The 15848-nt window shown below is 60.0% G+C and carries 16 protein-coding genes; all 16 read right to left on the reverse strand.

Annotation, left to right across the window (positions count from 1 at the left end; all coding sequences use genetic code 11):
• Positions 1-306 (reverse strand): STAS domain-containing protein, encoded by a 306-nt coding sequence (locus ACM6IM_RS13130; protein ID WP_192302126.1) that lies wholly within the window; start codon positions 304-306, stop codon positions 1-3.
• A gap of 141 nt (positions 307-447) precedes the next feature.
• Positions 448-897 carry a flagellar export protein FliJ gene (gene fliJ / locus ACM6IM_RS13135; RefSeq protein WP_192302127.1) on the reverse strand — a complete coding sequence of 150 codons (450 nt, stop codon included), beginning with the start codon at positions 895-897 and terminating at the stop codon, positions 448-450.
• 6 nt (positions 898-903) lie between these two features.
• Positions 904-2262, reverse strand: a complete 1359-nt coding sequence (fliI, locus tag ACM6IM_RS13140) for a flagellar protein export ATPase FliI (RefSeq protein ID WP_192302128.1) — start codon at positions 2260-2262, stop codon at positions 904-906.
• The gene (gene fliH, locus ACM6IM_RS13145; protein ID WP_201189731.1) at positions 2252-3052 is read right to left on the reverse strand and encodes a flagellar assembly protein FliH; all 801 of its coding nucleotides are present in this window, start codon (positions 3050-3052) and stop codon (positions 2252-2254) included. Before fliH ends, fliI begins: the two co-directional genes overlap by 11 nt.
• Positions 3053-3059: 7 nt before the next feature.
• Positions 3060-4079 carry a flagellar motor switch protein FliG gene (fliG, locus tag ACM6IM_RS13150; protein WP_192302130.1) on the reverse strand — a complete coding sequence of 340 codons (1020 nt, stop codon included), beginning with the start codon at positions 4077-4079 and terminating at the stop codon, positions 3060-3062.
• Positions 4072-5859 carry a flagellar basal-body MS-ring/collar protein FliF gene (fliF, locus tag ACM6IM_RS13155; RefSeq protein WP_414865340.1) on the reverse strand — a complete coding sequence of 596 codons (1788 nt, stop codon included), beginning with the start codon at positions 5857-5859 and terminating at the stop codon, positions 4072-4074. Before fliF ends, fliG begins: the two co-directional genes overlap by 8 nt.
• Positions 5860-5874: 15 nt before the next feature.
• Positions 5875-6204 carry a flagellar hook-basal body complex protein FliE gene (gene fliE / locus ACM6IM_RS13160; RefSeq protein ID WP_192302132.1) on the reverse strand — a complete coding sequence of 110 codons (330 nt, stop codon included), beginning with the start codon at positions 6202-6204 and terminating at the stop codon, positions 5875-5877.
• Between the two features lie 210 nt (positions 6205-6414).
• Complete coding sequence (locus ACM6IM_RS13165) at positions 6415-7800, reverse strand: sigma-54-dependent transcriptional regulator (protein ID WP_201189736.1); 1386 nt, start codon at positions 7798-7800, stop codon at positions 6415-6417.
• A 6-nt stretch (positions 7801-7806) separates the two neighbouring features.
• Positions 7807-9030 (reverse strand): sensor histidine kinase, encoded by a 1224-nt coding sequence (locus ACM6IM_RS13170; protein ID WP_414865341.1) that lies wholly within the window; start codon positions 9028-9030, stop codon positions 7807-7809.
• A gap of 110 nt (positions 9031-9140) precedes the next feature.
• Positions 9141-10616 (reverse strand): sigma-54 dependent transcriptional regulator, encoded by a 1476-nt coding sequence (locus ACM6IM_RS13175; protein ID WP_192302135.1) that lies wholly within the window; start codon positions 10614-10616, stop codon positions 9141-9143.
• A gap of 171 nt (positions 10617-10787) precedes the next feature.
• Complete coding sequence (locus tag ACM6IM_RS13180) at positions 10788-11084, reverse strand: flagellar protein FliT (RefSeq protein ID WP_201189738.1); 297 nt, start codon at positions 11082-11084, stop codon at positions 10788-10790.
• A gap of 11 nt (positions 11085-11095) precedes the next feature.
• Positions 11096-11491 carry a flagellar export chaperone FliS gene (gene fliS / locus ACM6IM_RS13185; RefSeq protein WP_201189740.1) on the reverse strand — a complete coding sequence of 132 codons (396 nt, stop codon included), beginning with the start codon at positions 11489-11491 and terminating at the stop codon, positions 11096-11098.
• Positions 11492-11622: 131 nt separating this feature from the next.
• Positions 11623-13053, reverse strand: a complete 1431-nt coding sequence (fliD, locus tag ACM6IM_RS13190) for a flagellar filament capping protein FliD (protein ID WP_414865342.1) — start codon at positions 13051-13053, stop codon at positions 11623-11625.
• Between the two features lie 82 nt (positions 13054-13135).
• Positions 13136-13501 (reverse strand): flagellar protein FlaG, encoded by a 366-nt coding sequence (locus ACM6IM_RS13195; protein WP_414865499.1) that lies wholly within the window; start codon positions 13499-13501, stop codon positions 13136-13138.
• Between the two features lie 74 nt (positions 13502-13575).
• Complete coding sequence (locus ACM6IM_RS13200; protein ID WP_371048913.1) at positions 13576-14424, reverse strand: flagellin domain-containing protein; 849 nt, start codon at positions 14422-14424, stop codon at positions 13576-13578.
• 272 nt (positions 14425-14696) lie between these two features.
• Positions 14697-15623: a ketoacyl-ACP synthase III gene (locus tag ACM6IM_RS13205; RefSeq protein ID WP_414865343.1), complete on the reverse strand. Its 927-nt coding sequence runs from the start codon at positions 15621-15623 to the stop codon at positions 14697-14699.
• Positions 15624-15848: the final 225 nt, after the last annotated feature.

Below are 15848 nucleotides of genomic sequence, written 5' to 3' on the forward strand. Positions count from 1 at the left end.
TCATACCACGTCAAAGATATGTTCGAAGTTGGAAATGGCGAGAATCTTGCGCACATCCGCATTGGCGTGGGTCAACCTGATATCGGCATTCTCGCCACCGGCATGGTCACGCAACAGCAACAGCATGCCGAGCGCCGAACTGTCGAGGTAGGTGGCGTCTTTCAGGTTCACTTCGAAGTAGTCGGGCTTTGGCTGAAGAAATTCGTAGGACTCGCGGAACGCCTGGTGCTTGGCGAAATCGAAGCGTCCCTTGATCGATATTGTCAGCTTTTGTCCATCGGGAGAGACTTCAGTAACGACTGACATTGCATGGCTTCCTTGTCATTAGTGAACAACGTTGTACAAGGTTTAGCACTTGGCGCAGACAGGGGCAAGGCCGAAGAGCGGCGGTGCATTCAAGGGCACCTGCAACTGGCCCGCGAAGACCGATAACGCGGTCCACCTGAGTCAATAAGGATGCTCACGCGGCAACCGCTGGGACAATTCGTCCAGCAATTTCTGTTCGCGCTTGTCTTCCAGTTGCCGGGCTTCATCGGCGTAGCGTTGCACCAGTTTGCGCAACCCCTCGACCCGTGCGTAGGCCTGCTGCCAGGCTTCCCGCCCCTTGTTCAGGTTGTTCTGATGCCAGACCAGGCTTTGGCGCTGTTGATCGATCGCCACGCCCAACTGCGCCAGAAAGCCCTGGTACCCCAGCAACCATTGGCCCGAGACGCCACTGCTGCCGCGAATGATCCACTGCTCCTGATAGTCCAGGCGGAAGGCCTCGAGGTCGGCGAGTTTGCTTTCCGCCAGGCGTACCTGGCCCTGAAAATACCCCAGGCGCTGGACGGCGGTTTTTTCGGCCTTCTCGGCCATCTCCACCACCGGCGCCAGGCGCCCTGCCCGACTCTGCGCCATGACCGGTTAACCGCCAGCTGCCGGCGCGAAGATCGAACCGAGGTAGGCTTCGCTCTCGCCCAGGCTGATGCTGTCGTTAAGCCCTTGGCGCAGGTACTTGACCAGTTGCGGCTGCAGGGAAATCGCCAGGTCGGTTTCCCGGTCACCACCGGCGACATAGGCACCGACGCTGATAAGGTCGCGGCTCTGTTGATAACGCGACCACAACTGCTTGAAATACTGCGCCCGCGCCATGTGCTCCGGCGATACCACCGACGGCATCACCCGACTGATGGACGCTTCGATATCGATGGCTGGGTAATGGCCCTCTTCAGCCAGGCGTCGGGACAGGACGATATGCCCGTCGAGCACGCCCCGCGCCGAGTCGGCGATAGGGTCTTGCTGGTCGTCGCCTTCGGACAGCACGGTATAGAACGCCGTGATCGAGCCGCCACCCTTCTCGGCATTACCGGCGCGCTCCACCAGCTTCGGCAGCTTGGCGAACACCGATGGCGGATAACCCTTGGTCGCCGGCGGCTCGCCGATGGCCAGGGCGATTTCCCGCTGGGCCTGGGCGAAACGGGTCAACGAATCCATGAGCAACAGGACGTTCTTGCCCTTGTCGCGAAAATACTCGGCAATCCGCGTGCAGTACATCGCGGCACGCATCCGCATCAGCGGCGCATCGTCCGCCGGGGACGCCACGACCACGGAACGCTTGAGGCCTTCTTCACCGAGAATGTGCTCGATGAACTCCTTGACCTCACGACCCCGCTCGCCGATCAGCCCGACGACGATAATGTCGGCCTCGGTGAAGCGCGTCATCATGCCCAGCAGCACACTCTTGCCCACGCCGGTACCGGCGAACAGCCCGAGTCGCTGGCCACGACCGACCGTCAGCAAGCCGTTGATCGAGCGAATGCCCACGTCCAGCGGCTCGCTGATCGGGTGGCGCTTGAGCGGGTTGATCGTCGGGCCGTCCATCGGCACCCAGTCTTCAGCCTTCATCCCGCCCTTGCCGTCCAGCGCACGACCGGCGCCGTCGAGCACCCGTCCGAGCATGCTCATGCCCATTGGCAAGCGACCGGTATCCGCCAGTGGCACCACCCGCGCGCCCGGCGCAATGCCGGCCACGCTGCCGACCGGCATCAGGAACACCTTGCTGCCGGAGAAACCCATGACTTCGGCTTCGACCTGTACCGGGTGGTAACTGTCGTCGTTGATGACCATGCACCGGCTGCCCATGGCGGCACGCAAACCCTCAGCCTCGAGGGTCAGGCCGACCATGCGCAGCAAGCGACCTTCGAGGATCGGCGCGCCGGCCAACTCCGTGGCCTCGGCGTAACCGCCCAGGCGCTTGGCAAAGCTGGTGCGTTCAAGGCGCATCGGGTTCTTCCGGCTCAGGCGCGGCAGCAGGCGCCGGAGCGACCGGCAGTTCCAGGCTCAGGTCCGGCGCAGACGGGTGCAAGGCCTGCTCGTGCAACTGATCGAACAGCTTGTCCATGACCCGGGCCACACGCGTTTCGACCGTGGCATCGATCCGGCTGTGCTCGGTTTCGACCCGACAACCGCCAGGCAACAAGGCTTCGTCCTCGACGATGCGCCAGGTTTCTTCATGGCGCTCGCGCAGGGCCTTGACCTGTTCGAAATCCTGCGGGTTGATGTACAGACGAACATTGCCCACGCCCAACGGCAACAACTTCAGAGCGTCGCGCATGACGTGCTCGATTTGCGTCGAGTCAATGGCCAGTTCGCGCTGGATCACCTGGCGGGTGATGTGCTGCACGAGGTCGACCAAGGACTTTTCGATCTGCGTGTCCTGCTCGGCGATGGGTTCGAACAGGTTGACCATCAGCTGTTCGAGCGCCGCGATTTTCGGCGTCAGGGCCGCTTCGGCCTCCTGACGGACCTTGAGTGTGGTGCTGTGGAAACCCTCTTTCTCGCCGGTCGCGAAGCCTTCGTTGTAGGCCTCCTGGCGAATGGCTTCGAGTTCTTCGAGCGTCAGCGGCTGGACTTCCTCCAGCGGCACTTCCTCGATTTCCGGTGGTTCCGGCTCGGGTTCCGGCTCGGGCTCCGGGGCAGGCGGGTCGAAGCTGGGCAACGACCAGACGTCGAACCCACTGACATCCCTGGCACGGATCAGGTCGGTGGGGGACTCATCATGTTTGGACGACATAGTGAAATTAGATCATCTCTTCGCCGCCCTTCCCGCCGAGAACGATTTCTCCGGCTTCGGCCATACGGCGAGCAATGGTGAGGATTTCCTTCTGTGCGGTTTCCACGTCGCTGACGCGCACCGGGCCCTTGGCCTCGAGGTCGTCGCGCAACAGTTCGGCCGCCCGCTTGGACATGTTCTTGAAAATCTTTTCCTTGACGCCTTCGTCCGACCCCTTGAGGGCCAGGACCAGCACGTCGGACGACACTTCGCGCAGCAGCGCCTGAATACCGCGGTCGTCGACATCGGCCAGGTTGTTGAACACGAACATGAGGTCTTCGATCTGACCGGACAGGTCTTCGTCGACTTCGCGGATCGAATCCATCAGTTGACCTTCGATCGAACTGTCGAGGAAGTTCATGATGTCGGCCGCGCGCTTGATGCCACCCAGGGTGGTGCGCGAAGCATTCGAGTTGCCGGAGAACTGCTTCTCGAGAATCTGGTTGAGTTCTTTCAGGGCCGCCGGCTGTACGGTGTTCAGCGAGGATACCCGCAGAATGATGTCCAGACGCACCTTGTGGTCGAAGTTGCCCAGGACCTCACCGGCCTGGTCCGGGTCGAGGTACGCCACCACGATCGCCTGGATCTGCGGGTGCTCGTAACGGATCACGTCGGCGACCGCGCGCGGCTCCATCCACTTCAGGCTGTCCAGGCCGCTGGTGTTGCCACCCAGCAGGATGCGATCGATCAGGCCGTTGGCCTTGTCTTCGCCCAGGGCCTGGGTCAGCATCTTGCGCACGTAGTCGTCGGAACCGACGCCCAGGCTGGTCTGGTCGCCGACGATATCGACGAACTCGCTCATCACCTGCTCGACCTGTTCGCGATGCACGTTCCCCATCTGCGCCATGGCCACACCCACCCGCTGAACCTCTTTGGGGCCCATGTGGCGCAGCACTTGTGCGGCATCGGTAGACCCCAGGGACAGCAGCAGAATCGCGGCTTTGTCGACCCGGGTCAGTTTGGCGGCAACGGCTCGGTTATCACTCATCTGCGTTAATCCACTCTTTCACGACCTGGGCCACGCGACCCGGATCTTCTGCCACCAGACTCTTGATTGCGTTCAACTGTGCGTCATAGCCTTCGCTCGGGCTCGGCAACAGGATGCTGGTCGGCCCACCAAGGCTGACGCGATCGTTGGCCAGTTCGCCGTCCAGGCCGCCCATGCCGCCGAGCTCCACGTCGCTGCCGATGCCGGCCAGTTGTTTGCCCTTGCCACCGCCGGTGATGTTGTTGAGCACCGGACGCAGTACACCGAACACCAGCACCAGGATGAACAGCACGCCCAGTACCTGTTTGACGATGTCCCAGAACCAGGGCTGGGAGTAGAACGGAATGTCGGCAATCACTTCACCGCGGTCGGTGGAGAACGGCATGTTGATCACGCTGACGCTGTCGCCACGGCTGGCGTCGAAGCCGACCGCGTCCTGCACCAGTCGGGTGAAGCGCGCCAATTCGTCGGCGCTCCATGGCGCACGGGTGGTTTCGCCGTTGGCCGCGTTGACCTTGACCTGATCGTCCACCACCACCGACACCGACAGGCGATTCAAGCGACCCTGCTGCTGCTTGGTGTGGCTGATGGAACGGTCGAGCTCGAAGTTCTTGGTGGATTGTTGACGCTTGTCCGCCGGGTACGGCGCCAGCATCGGCTGGCCGGTGGCCGGGTCCATGATCTGCTGACCGTTGGCGTCCAGCAGCGGCTGGCCAGGCTGCACCATGCCAGCCTGCGCGGTCGCCCCGCCGGTGGTCTGTGGTGCGGAGGCCGGCGCTGGCGGCTGGTTGCTCAGGGCACCCGGCACGCCTTGCGGGCCATTGCTGGCGGTGCGCTGTTCGTTGACCGACTGCTCGCTGCGCAATGCCGGCTGGTCCGGATTGAACTGCTCGGAGGTCGATTCGACGGCACTGAAATCCACGTCGGCCGACACTTCGGCCTTGTAGCGATCGTTGCCCAATACCGGTTGCAGGATGTTGTGCACACGCTGGGTCAGCATGCTTTCCATACGACGGCTGTAATCGAACTGCTTGCCAGCCATGGTCAGTTCAGAGTTTTCCGCCTGATCCGAGAGCAGGTTGCCCTTCTGGTCGACGACGGTGATCTGCGACTTGCTGAGTTCGGGAACGCTGGTCGCCACCAGGTTGATGATCGCCATCACCTGGCCCGGCTCCAGCGAGCGACCGGAATACAGTTCGACCAGCACCGAAGCGCTTGGCTTGCGCTCATCGCGCACGAACACCGAGCTTTTCGGGATAGCCAGGTGCACACGGGCACCCTTGACGTTGTTCAGGCTGGAAATGGTCCGCGCCAGCTCACCTTCCAGGCCACGACGATAACGGGTCGCTTCCATGAACTGGCTGGTGCCCAGACCCTGTTCCTTGTCGAGAATCTCGAAGCCGATGTTGCCGTCGCCTGTCGTGACGCCCGCCGCCGCGAGCTTGAGTCGCGCACGGGACAGGTCATCGGCCTTGACCAGCAAGGCACCGGAGTTCGGTTCGACGGTGTAGGGGATATCAGCGGAGGCCAGGGTGTCCATGACCTGCTTGGCGTCCATACCGGCAAGACTGCCGTACAGAGGCCGGTAGTCCGGCTGTTGAGACCACAACACTACGGCGAAGCCAATCGCCACGCTCGCGGCCAGGCCGACCAACAGGCCTACCTGACGCAACATGGTCATCTCGGAGAGGTTTTCCAGGAAGGACAAGCCGAACAGCGGCGGTTTGCCGTCTATCGGGGAGGCCTTGGCCGGAACGTTATCGGCGACTGCTTCTGCCATGACTCAATCTCGTCCTTAAACCGGCATCTGCATGATGTCTTGATAGGCTTGAACCAGCTTGTTGCGCACCTGGGTCAACGCCTGGAAAGACACACTGGCCTTTTGCGAGGCGACCATCACGTCCGTCAGGTCGACGCCACTCTTGCCGATCTCGAAAGCAGTGGCCAACTGGCTCGACGCCTGCTGGGTATCGTTCACTTTATTGACGGCCTGGCCGAGCATGTCGGAAAAACTGCTGCCACTCATTTCAGGCACGGCGGCCGTCGATTTCGGCGCAGACATGGCATCCATTTGCATGGCACGCATATCCAGCATCAATCGATTAAATTCAATACCTTGGCTCATGTTCTACTCTCAATGGCGGCACGCATTTTTTTGACACTCACTCAGCGATACATAGGTGTTAGCAACAAGGGTGCCAGCTCGATCGACATCACGCACAAAAGCCCCCGCTCGCGAAGCTCGCCAACGAAAACGTCGGCCCTCTGAATGCCCGGAGCGTCTTCGCGCTCAATGCGAGCAGGCTCACCCCACAGACAGGGAGACATCAGGTCATCAGCTGGCGAACAGATACGCCTCGACATCCATCCCGGCATCACGCATTTGCGCCAGCTTGTAGCGCAGGGTGCGCGGGCTGATCCCCAAACGCTCAGCCGCCTCCTTGCGGCGTCCACGCTCGGCGCGCAGCGTGTCGATGATCATCTGGAATTCACGGCGACGCAGATCGTCCTCCAGCGCCCCGGCCGGCTCGGCCTCGATCTCCACCGCACGTACCGGCGATGGCGTTGCAGTCGGCAAGGGTGCACAGGCAACCGGCCCGGCGAGACAGAAGTCTTGCGGCTGGATCAAACCACCCTGCTGCAGGATCAATGCACGCTGGATCGCGTTATCCAGCTCGCGCACGTTACCTGGCCACGGATAGCCGATCAGGCAGGCCTGCGCCTCAGGCGTCAGCCTGGCAGCAGCATGCTTCATTTTATTGACGTGCTTGACCAGCAGGCGCTCGGCCAGCGGCAGGATATCGGCAGTACGCTCGCGCAGCGGACGCCAGGCCAGCGGAAACACCGACAAACGATAGTAGAGGTCTTCGCGGAACCGCCCTGCCGCCACTTCACCGGCCAGGTCGCGGTTGGTGGTCGCGACCACGCGAATGTCCAGCGTGATCGGCTTGCGCGCCCCCACACGCTCGACTTCGCGCTCCTGCAACACACGCAGCAACTTGGCCTGCAGCCCCAGGGGCATCTCGGAAATTTCGTCGAGCAGAATGGTCCCGCCGTCGGCCTGTTCGAACTTGCCGGCCTGGGCCGCGATGGCACCGGTGAACGAGCCCTTTTCATGGCCGAACAGCGTCGCCTCCAGCATGTTGTCAGGAATGGCGGCGCAGTTGATGGCGATGAAAGGTTGGCTGGCACGATGCGAATGCTGATGAATGTAGCGCGCCAGGACTTCCTTGCCGGTCCCGGACTCGCCGGAAATCAACACCGTGGAGTCACTGCGGGCCACTCGCCCGGCCAGCTCGAGCAATTGCGCACTGGCCGGCTCAACCGCCACAGGCCCTTCGCTGTCGGCCGCGCCGAGACTGCCCAGCGCGTGGCGAGCCACCAGGTCCAGCAGTGCCCGGGGCTCGAACGGCTTGACCAGATAGTCCACCGCCCCCTGGCGCATGGCGTCGACGGCACGCTCCACGGCGCCGTGAGCCGTCATCAGCAACACCGGCAACTGCGGCTGACGCGCCCGCAACAAACCGAGCAACTGATGCCCGTCCATGCCCGGCATATTGACGTCGCTGAGCACCAGGCTGAACGCTTCGCACCCCACCGCTTCCAGCGCATCCTCCGCCGAACCGACAGCCTTGTAGTCATGCCCCGCGAGCAGCAGCGTATCCGCCAGTGCCTCGCGCAGCGCGCGGTCATCCTCGACCAGTAAAACCTTGATTGCCATGTTCTTTCACTCCGCTGCGAGAGCGTTGAGTCTTTCACCGGAAAAAAGCGGCAGGATCACCTGCGCACACGTGCCGCGACCGGGTCGCGAGCGCAACCGCAACTCTCCCTGATGAGCCCGTGCCACCGCCTTGACCACGGTCAGGCCGAGGCCGGTTCCGGTGGCCTTGGTGGTAAAAAAAGGTTCGCCAAGACGTGCCAGCACCTGGGTGTCGATACCGCTGCCGCTGTCGCTGACCGACACCCGCAGGTGCTTGTCACGGGTGTAGAGATGGACTTTCAGGCGAACGTCACCCGCACTGGCCTGGATGGCGTTCTCGATCAGGTTCAGGATCGCCCCGACCAGGGTGTCGCGATTGCACAGCAACTCCCCCGCATGGCTGTCGCACTGCCAACGAATCGGCAACCCCTGGACGTGGGTCGAGGCCGCCGACTGCAGGGACTGCATCAGCCCCTTCGGCGTGACACGATCGATCAGCGGCAATTCGCCGCGCGCGAACACGAGCATGTCGCGCACTTGATGTTCGAGCTCATGCAAACGCTCTTTCAAGCGTCCGGCAAAACGCTGTTGCGTGTCGACCGGCAACGCCTGCTCGGTCAAATGACTGGCATAGAGCAACGCAGCGGACAACGGCGTGCGGATCTGATGGGCGAGCGAGGCAACCATGCGGCCGAGTGACGACAGGCGTTCGTGACGGGCCAGTTGATCTTGCAGATGGCGGGTTTCGGTCAAGTCGTTGAGCAACACCAGTTGACCAGGTTCGGCATCCAGCGAGCGGGTGGCAATCGACAGGCGTCGACCGTCCTTGAGGGACACTTCATGGCCGTCGTCTTCACGCGGCGCGAAGCAGCGGGCAATCACATGACGCCACAGCTCACCTTCGAGGGGCAGGCCAAGCAACTCACACGCTGCGGGATTGGCTTCGCGCACGATGCCGTGGGCGTCGATGACGATCACGCCACCGGGCAAGAGGTCGAGGAGGTTTTGCAGGCGGTTGGCCAGACGCTCCTTTTCCGCCAGTTCCTGCATGCGCTGGGCACTGACCACCGCCAACTCGCCCTTGAGTTCGGTGACCCGGGCCTCCAGCAAGCTGTAGGAATCCGTCAACTGGCTGGACATCTGGCTGAACAGCGCGAATGCCTGCTCAAGGCCTTGCCGACTGGCCTGCTCTACGGACGACGGGTGCCCCGAAACGTCAGGGACAGGAGACATCTGGGCGGCTTGGGGCATCGTGCTCTCTCGCTTGGCTGACCGTCAGTGAAACGGAACGTTGCGAGGGACTTAGCAATACCCGTGCCTAAAAAAAACCGCCTACAAATGAAGGACTTGAAAAACAGGCGTCAATCATCCGCCTGTTCATCACCGTCACGACGGCTCATGCCGTACTTGCGCATCTTCTCCACCAGGGTGGTGCGACGGATCCGCAGACGTTCGGCGGCACGCGCCACGATGCCATTGGCGTCGTCCAGCGCCTGCTGGATCAGCCCTTGTTCGAGACCGCCCAGGTAGTCCTTCAGGTCCAGGCCTTCCGGCGGCAGCATGGCACTGGTGGTGAAGTCCGGCGTGTGACCGTTGATGGCCACGCGCTCTTCCAGATCGCTGCGCAGGCTGTCGACCAGTTGCTCGTCTTCATCGTCGACGTAGCGGAATTTCTTCGGCAACTCGACCACGCCGATCACCCCGTACGGATGCATGATCGCCATGCGCTCCACCAGGTTGGCGAGCTCGCGGACGTTGCCCGGCCAGCCGTGACGGCACAGCGACATGATCGCCGCCGAGTTGAAACGGATCGAGCCGCGCTTTTCGTGCTCCATGCGCGAGATCAGCTCGTTCATCAGCAAAGGAATGTCTTCGACACGCTCACGCAGCGGCGCCATTTCGATCGGGAATACGTTCAGGCGGTAGTACAGGTCTTCGCGGAAGGTGCCGATCTCGATCATGCTTTCGAGATTCTTGTGGGTCGCCGCGATGATGCGCACATCGACGCTCTGGGTCTTGTTGCTGCCCACGCGCTCGAAGGTGCGCTCCTGCAACACGCGCAGCAACTTGACCTGCATCGGCAGCGGCATGTCGCCGATTTCATCGAGGAACAGCGTGCCGCCATTGGCCAGCTCAAAACGCCCGGCGCGGCTGGTGATTGCCCCGGTGAAGGCGCCCTTCTCATGACCGAAAAGCTCGCTTTCCAGCAACTCGGCCGGGATCGCCCCGCAGTTGACCGGAACGAAGGGGGCGTCACGGCGCTTGGAGTGGTAGTGCAGGTTGCGCGCCACCACTTCCTTGCCGGTCCCGGACTCGCCCAGAATCAGCACGCTGGCGTCGGTATCGGCAACCTGCTGCATCATCTGACGGACGTGTTGAATCGCCCGGCTGGTGCCGACAAGGCTACGGAAAAGATTGGGTTCACGGTGACGACCGCGCTCGCGCGCCTGGTCATACATCTCGCGATAGACCTGGGCACGGTGCAGGGAATCAAGCAATTTGCTGTAGCTGGGCGGCATTTCGAGGGTCGAAAGCACGCGGCGGCGCTGGTCTTCCGGCAGGTCGATGGAAGAATTATCGCCCATCAGCAAAATCGGAAGGAACTCATCCCAGGTCGAGAGTGTCTTTAACAAGCCCGGAAGTGCACCAGGCGCATTGACCGTTCCGATGAGGACACAGATCACTTCACGACTTGATGACAAAGAGCCGACAGCCTGCTGCCAGTCATGGCTACCGCAGGGTAAATTTTCTTCGCCGAGAAAATTCAAAATCACCGCCAGGTCGCGGCGGCGGACGCTATCGTCATCGATCAGCAGAATTTTGGTTTCACGCCACATGCAATAGCAACTTCCCTAGTCAACTCAATGCCCAAGAATTCGGGGCAAGCTAGACGCTTGCAGACATCTTATGCCTGTAGACGCCTGAAATCTGCAACCAGCCACTAGTTAAGTCAAAAAACCGTGCACAGTCAAATTTATGGCGCACTCGCTTGGATTAACTGAGCTCAATTAACCAAACAGATGGTATACCTTTGCCGCGCTCTGCGCTTGGTGGATCTGCGACATCTCTTCGACGATCGCCTGCCTCTCCCCGGTAGCCGCCTCGAGAAGCTGCTTGTAGACCCCCAGCAACTCCTCGAGGTTATCGCGCAACGCCGCTTCGTCCACCGAAGCCTCACTCAAGACGTCTTCCATGCAGGAACGGCAAGCCAGGTCCAACTCACCGATGGCTTCCCAGTTTCGCTGGGCCAGTGCATCCACCAGGCCTTCGCGGGTTTGTTCGATTCGCTGCAGTACAAGACTCATGGGTGATCTCCTTAAAACTGCGGAGCCGGCGTACCGATGGCATCCCAACCGTCCTTGACCGTGCGCAGCAGGTCAGCGACTTCGTCGAGAATCTTCGGGTCGGCCTTGGCGTTGGCCTCGGTCAGGCGCTTCATCATGTATTCGTACAGATTGGCCAGTTCGCCAACCGATTCCGATTGATTTTCCAGGTCCAGACCTTCGAGCAAACCACCGATGATGCCGATGGCCTTGCCGATCAGGACACCTCTGGCCGGAATATCCTTGCGCTCCATCGCACCTTTGGCCTGCGCGATACGATCCAGGCCGCCTTCCATCAGCATCTGCACCAGACGATGAGGGCTGGCCTCGGAAGTTTGCGCCTGGGCGCCAATCTTCTGGTATTGGCGAAGGGCTAACATTGGATTCATGTTCTACCTCATCAAAAAGCTTTTGGTTCGTATAACCAGTGTATCGACGATGCGTCAAAAAACTTTAGCCACCAAACACGAAAGCCCGGAGCGCTTTAAAACGCTGCCGGGCTTTTGGCGCTATGGGGCTGTCAGCTGTTCTTCTGCTGTGCGTTCATCGCTTCGAACATCGAAGTGATGTTGCTCGCAGTCGCCTTCAGCTTGCCGACCAGAGTGTCCATGTCGTTGTACTTCTTGGTCAGCACAGCGGTCAGGGACTCGATCCGACGGTCCAGCGCCAACTGGTCGTTGGCCAGTTTGGTCTTGGTCTTGTTCAAGGCAGTGGTGCGAGTGTCGAGAATTCCGCCGGTCTCGGTGTAAGGCGAAATTGCCTTGTCCATCCGAGCCAGCAGACCGTTCTCACCCGAGAAAAGCGTCTGCACTTCCCCGCCGAGCTTCTTATCGGTCATTGCCGCATTGAACTTGGTGGTATCGAAGTTCAGCGCACCCGTTTTCTGGTCGGTGGTGATCCCCAACTGCGAAAGCACGGTCAGCTTGTCGCCGTTACCGGTTTCCGCCAACGGTCCGCGCATGGCTGCGAGGATTGAACGAGGCATGGCGTCGCCGGTCAATGCCGCCGGGATGGTGGGGTTACCATCGTCATCCAGGGATGGCTTGGTCAACGAGCTGATTGCGTTCGCCACCGCATTGTAGGCATCGACGAATTTCTGGATCGACGCTTTCAGGCCATCGGTGTTGGCCCCGATCGAAATCTGGGAGTCGCCCGTCCCCTGCAGGGTTATGGAAAGACCCGACAAGGTCTTGTCCAGCTTGTTGGTCGGGCTGGTGATTGCCATGCCGTCCAGCGTGAACTCGGCGTCCTGCGCAAGTGCTCCGATAGCACCCGAGGTGGTCGCTGACGCAGGCGTCGTCATCACTTGCTTGCCATTGGCTTCGAGGCCTGGAACACCACTGAGCGTGATGTCACTGCCTTTACCGGTGTTGACCGAGCCCACGACCAAACGGGAACCGAAGTTGTCGGTGACCACGCTGGCGCTGAGGCCACTGAATTGATACTTGTCGTTCAGGGCCTTGGCGACAGACTCGAGCGTAGAGCCCGCTGGCACGTCAAGGTTGTAGGTTTTATCAGCCCCACCAGGCGTTCCCTGGGTAATGGTCAGGACGCCAGCGGCACCGTTGTTGACCGAGGCCTTGGACCCGTCGGCATACGCGGCGGTAGCGACCTTGGAACCGGTTGCGAGCTTATCGACGTGAATCTTGTAGATGCCACTGACAGCCGAATTGTTGGCCGTGGCGGTCAGCACCTTGGCGTCGGACGACGTAGCAACGAAACCCGTGAATTGGGGTTCGGTGGTATTGCCAAGGCTCTTCATTGCCGTCTGAAAGGTGGCGAGCAATGATTTCAGGGTACCCACACCGGAGATCGAAGCCGTGTTGGTCGTGGTACCACGATCGATCTGGCCCTGTTTGGCCGCTTTGTCAGCGTTGACCAGCGCCTTGACGATGGCGCCGGTGTCGAGGCCAGAGCCTAAGCCCGTGCCCGGTAGAATTGGACTTGCCATGTAGATCTCCCTTCAGTGTCTCGCCGGTCTTTTGACCACTACAACGCCCAAAAGAACATAGCAACAAATTTCATGCCAGCTGTCAGACTTTCGCGCTGAACAGCAGACTGCTGGCGTCATTCAAACTATTGGCCAACTTCAGGACTTCTTCGTTGGGGATCTGACGGATCACCTCACCGGAGTCGCTGGCAATGACTTTGACAACCACTTTGCCTGAAGGCTCATCGATCGAGAACTCCAGGTTACGCTTGAGCGATTGAACAAACTTTTCAATCTCCTGGACAGCCGTCTTCAACTTGTCCTGGTCACTTTTTGCATCTTTGGGCTCATCCTTGACCAATGCCACAGGCGCAGCATCGGCTCGAGGCTTTTCCGCAGTCGCTTCAGCGACAGGCGTCGCCTGCTTGGCTGCAGGATAAGACAAGTTCAGCTTCACGCTCATATCCATGTCCATCACCTCTCTTTAATCGAAAAAGCGAGAGAGCGCGACAAGCGCACTCCCCCGCCAAAACTCACCGGCTATTACTGAAGCAGTTTCAGTACAGCGGATGGCAGCTGGTTGGCTTGAGCCAGAACCGAGGTGGAAGCTTGTTGCAGAGTTTGCTGCTTGGTCAGCTGTGCAGTTTCAGCAGCGAAGTCGGTATCTTGTACGCGACCCAGTGCAGCACTGGCGTTTTCGTTGATGTTCTGCAGGTTGGAGATGGTGCTGGTCAGACGGTTTTGTGCAGCACCGAGGTCAGCACGGCTGGCGTTGATGGTCTTCAGAGCGGTATCGATCGCGCCAACTGCAGCCGAGAAGTTGGTCTCAGCGATAGTGGTGGACGAACCGGCGATGGTGATGCCGGAAGTGATGCCCAGGCTCACGGCGTCGAACTTGCCGTTCAGGTCCAGAGTGATCTGGTTGGTAGCGCCAGTGTTGGAGCCAACCTGGAAGGTCATGGTGCTGGCGGAACCGTCGAGCAGGTTTTTGCCGTTCAGGTTGGTCGAACCGGCGATACGGGTCAGCTCGGCAGCCATTTGGCTGAACTCTTTGTTCAGAGCGTCACGGTCATCGGAGCTGTTGCTGTCGTTTCGGGATTGAACAGCCAGTTCACGCATACGTTGCAGGATGTTGGTTTGTTCCTGCATCGCGCCTTCAGCGGTCTGAGCGATGGAGATACCGTCGTTGGCGTTTTTGATCGCCATGGTCTGACCGCGGATCTGCGAGGTCATACGGGTAGCGATTTGCAGGCCGGCGGCGTCGTCTTTGGCGCTGTTGATTTTCAGACCGGAAGACAGACGGGTCATCGAAGTCGACAGAGCATCGGAAGCTTTGTTCAGGTTTTTCTGAACGTTCAACGATGTAACGTTAGTGTTTACGGTTAAAGCCATGACGAATTCCTCGTTGGTTGGGTACTGCGGCTTCCGGCCCTGGCAACCGCCGGGTGTGGCCTAGAGAACCTTCGTAATAGTTATCGTCGTCATGGCAGGTTGCTTGAGGGCTTTTTTAAAAAAAATTACTAGCAGACTGCCACCCCCTGTAAATCAAGGGCTTGGCGTTGACGGGGTTTGAAAAATGACGTCAAAAAAAACCACATGAAAGATTGAGGCCAAAAAAAAGCGCTGACGGCAGGCCGGCAGCGCTATGAAAAAGCAGCTGAAGATCAGTCGCGATAGAGAATCGCCGACCCCCAGGACAACCCCACCCCGAAACCACTGATGGCCACGCGGTTCCAGTCAGACGTCAGAACGTGCTTTTCCAGCAACAAGGGAATGCTGGACGACACGGTGTTACCGGTCTCGACCATGTCCTTGATGAATTTCTCCGGCTCACCTTCGAAACGCCGGGCGACGGCATCGACAATCGCCGCGCTGCCCTGGTGAATGCAGAACGCATCGATGTCGCCGGCTTGCAAGTCCGACTCGTTGAGCAGCTCGTGCAAGTGAGCGGGCACTTTCAACAAGGCAAAATTGAAGACCTGACGTCCGTTCATGAAGAACACGCCATCACTGACCTTCAAATGCGGCGCGCCGGAACCGTCAGTGCCGAACTTGGACTTGCCCAGCAACCACGGTGCGTCTTCGGCCATCCAGGTGACGGTGGCAGCATCACCAAAGAGCATGGTGGTGTTGCGGTCTTCCGTATCGACAATTTTCGAGTACGGGTCAGCGGTGATCAGCAAGCCATTTTTCAAACCCGTGGCTTCCATGAAGCCCTTCATGGCGTAGATACCGTAGACGTAACCCGAACACCCCAGGGAAATATCGAATGCGGCCACATGCGTTGGCAGGCCAAGCTTGTCCTGCACAATGGCGGCGGTATGGGGCAGACCTTCCTCATCGCCGTTCTGGGTCACGACGATCAGCGCATCGATGGAATCGCGCTTCAATTCAGGATGGTTGGCGAACAGTGCATTGACAGCTTCAACACATAGATCCGAGGTTTCCTGCTCTGCGCCTTTGCGCGGCAGGAACGCCGAACCGATCTTGCCCAGAATGAACTCTTCATCCTTGGCGAATTTGGCACCCTGAGCGTAGTTATCCACACCGGCAGCCGGCACGTAACTCGCTATGCTTTTTATGCCAATCATCATGGCTTCCCGATCAAAACAGCGACTAGGTTCACCCCGAAAAAGCTCAGGGGCGCATCAAAATGGTTGATTTCCGGGGGCGGACTCATCGCCCGCTCCCAGGAACACAATACAGTGAAGATGCACTTTATGACCTATGCGTCACGCCGTTAAGCGCATGAATGTAATATTTCACCCGCGAAGCGAAAAAATGCTGCAGGAAAGTGCTGACTTTCCGTGCTCTTG

Origin of the sequence: Pseudomonas sp. IT-P12 (assembly GCF_949767465.1) — a bacterium.
Taxonomy (GTDB): domain Bacteria; phylum Pseudomonadota; class Gammaproteobacteria; order Pseudomonadales; family Pseudomonadaceae; genus Aquipseudomonas.